We start from the raw sequence: 2,373 nt of genomic DNA, 5'->3' as shown, positions 1-2,373 counted from the left end.
AAAGAAATGGCGCGCCCTGAGAGATTCGAACTCCCGGCCTTTTGATTCGTAGTCAAACGCTCTATCCAGCTGAGCTAAGGGCGCAAATTATATGGAGCGGACAACGAGATTCGAACTCGCGACCCTCGCCTTGGCAAGGCGATACTCTACCACTGAGCTATGTCCGCAATTTGTCGTTCAAAACGATATATCAGAAGCGACAAGTAATAATATATCATAAGGGTTCCAGTTATGCAACCCCTATTTCGAAAAAAACTAAAAAAACTGAAAAACCTTGCTGTTGAGCTACTGCAGACTCAAAGATGTCTGTTCTAGGACGCCTCATCACAGCGCATAACAGATATTATCATGCACTAGCTCCATCAGTTTTCTACGTTCCCCGTCCCCTCTGAGCATTTCACCAGGCCGCCATAGTGGGAATGCAATCGTTATTCCAGTCATACGTCCCCCTATTCGCTCTAGATGGGTTTGAGACGCCTTACGTTCTAAATCCTCTCTATAAGCGTTTAAAAGGGCTCTTACAGGCTCCTGAGCTTATCCTAAGCCCAATTCCACCTATCCTCCACACAATAAGTTAATAAACCTGGACGCGTAGTGAGATCTACAATCAATATTAGATCATTTAGTTATCTAAATAAACAGCTTAACGGTAAAAGGCCTGTTCGAATAATGAATCAATCGCTTCGGTATAAAATGAATTATTACCAGTCAAAGGTGGTGTATTATTTAGAAGATGTAATGATTAGGATGATGATTGTCTTGAATCATCGATCAATTCGTTTCTTCAAATCATAACCTTCGGAATATTGTTTAGAATCATCATTTCAAGAAATGCAGCATTCAGCTTTAGCAGATCAATAAGCCCACAACTCAGAATTAGCCGATTGAAAGAACGTTAAGCTTTTCAATTTATGCAATCATTATTCCTCTAGAGTATAGCTTTCAGCACTCGTCCTATGCTGTGTGAGAGTGTATAGGCGATACATACCCAGATAACCTAGAGACTATTCTTATAGAAATGATACATACCTCATGCCGCTTATTAAACCTGCGTAAAACATAACCCTCTAAGAATAAACAGTTTCAAATGAGCGCTGTTTATGGGCTAAAATAAGTACAAGTGAGGATCGAAAGATGATAGAAGGAAACAAAGAAACGCTAACCAGGATAGTGGGTAAGTCGTTTGGGGGTGTCCGGAAAACATTGAGGGCATAGGAGAGGAAATTGGGAGAATGTCTGCAATACGTGTTTGCAAGCATTTAGTAAGCAGTAACCAATTCATTAAACAATGATGTCCGAATCTAGGGACGAAGAATATCGAAATAGTTAAACCCACCTTTTTTAAGCAGCAAAAAACCCTTGTCCGACAAGGGTTTAATGATATGGTGCGCGTAGAGGGACTTGAACCCCCACGCCAAAGGCGCTAGATCCTAAGTCTAGTGCGTCTGCCAATTCCGCCATACGCGCACGATATTTAACTGGTGAGCCATGAAGGACTCGAACCTTCGACACCCTGATTAAAAGTCAGGTGCTCTACCAACTGAGCTAATGGCTCTTACAAATGGCTGGGGATATAGGATTCGAACCTATGCGTGACGGAGTCAAAGTCCGTTGCCTTACCGCTTGGCTAATCCCCATCGAGGTAAAAATGGTGCCGGCGAAAGGAGTCGAACCCTCGACCTACTGATTACAAGTCAGCCGCTCTACCAACTGAGCTACACCGGCATATTATGGTGGACGCTGACGGGATCGAACCGCCGACCCTCTGCTTGTAAGGCAGATGCTCTCCCAGCTGAGCTAAGCGTCCATGTTGTATGTCTGTTTCACCAGCAACTCTTATATCATATCAAGATCGTCTAACTTGTTCAACCCTCAATTTTTACCAGTTGAGAAGTTGTAATGGTGACCCGTAGGGGATTCGAACCCCTGTTACCTCCGTGAAAGGGAGGTGTCTTAACCCCTTGACCAACGGGCCATGCAATAGAAGTCTATATAAACTACTTCGATCTCTTCAGTGGAGCTCTCAACCGGGATCGAACCGGTGACCTCATCCTTACCATGGATGCACTCTACCGACTGAGCTATGAGAGCAAATGGCTCCCCGAACAGGACTCGAACCTGTGACAACTCGATTAACAGTCGAGTGCTCTACCAACTGAGCTATCAGGGAATATTACTGGACTCTCACAGGACCCTTCCTGTATGGAGTCCTTACAAAGGACTGCTTGGCGACGTCCTACTCTCCCGGGACCCTGCGGTCCAAGTACCATCGGCGCTGGAGGGCTTAACGGTCGTGTTCGGGATGGGTACGCGTGGAACCCCTCCGCCATCGCCACCAAACAGCATTGGCTAAAGCCAATATGAAGTTCAAGG

10 tRNA genes and 1 rRNA gene are annotated in these 2,373 nt (G+C 45.1%); all 11 read right to left on the bottom strand.

The features are described from left to right. Positions 1-7 precede the first annotated feature (7 nt). Positions 8-84, bottom strand: a tRNA-Arg gene (locus tag AZ66_RS28670). An 8-nt stretch (positions 85-92) separates the two neighbouring features. After that, a tRNA-Gly gene (locus tag AZ66_RS28665) sits at positions 93-167 on the bottom strand. 1,216 nt (positions 168-1,383) lie between these two features. Further along, positions 1,384-1,467 (bottom strand) — tRNA-Leu (locus tag AZ66_RS28660). Positions 1,468-1,479: 12 nt separating this feature from the next. After that, positions 1,480-1,555 (bottom strand) — tRNA-Lys (locus tag AZ66_RS28655). Between the two features lie 7 nt (positions 1,556-1,562). After that, positions 1,563-1,637: transfer RNA gene (locus tag AZ66_RS28650), tRNA-Gln, on the bottom strand. 12 nt (positions 1,638-1,649) lie between these two features. Beyond that, positions 1,650-1,725: transfer RNA gene (locus AZ66_RS28645), tRNA-Thr, on the bottom strand. Between the two features lie 6 nt (positions 1,726-1,731). Continuing rightward, positions 1,732-1,807 (bottom strand) — tRNA-Val (locus AZ66_RS28640). A 93-nt stretch (positions 1,808-1,900) separates the two neighbouring features. Continuing rightward, positions 1,901-1,975 (bottom strand) — tRNA-Glu (locus AZ66_RS28635). Positions 1,976-2,015: 40 nt separating this feature from the next. Continuing rightward, positions 2,016-2,091, bottom strand: a tRNA-Thr gene (locus tag AZ66_RS28630). A 3-nt stretch (positions 2,092-2,094) separates the two neighbouring features. Then, positions 2,095-2,170, bottom strand: a tRNA-Asn gene (locus AZ66_RS28625). Between the two features lie 53 nt (positions 2,171-2,223). Next, positions 2,224-2,340 (bottom strand): 5S ribosomal RNA (gene rrf / locus AZ66_RS28620). Between the last annotated feature and the right edge of the window lie 33 nt (positions 2,341-2,373).

Origin of the sequence: Paenibacillus sp. E194, assembly GCF_000935845.1 — a bacterium.
Lineage (GTDB): Bacteria > Bacillota > Bacilli > Paenibacillales > Paenibacillaceae > Paenibacillus_B > Paenibacillus_B alvei_B.
The sequence above is the reverse complement of the archived record's forward strand: the minus strand, read 5'-3'. Positions and strand labels throughout refer to the sequence as shown.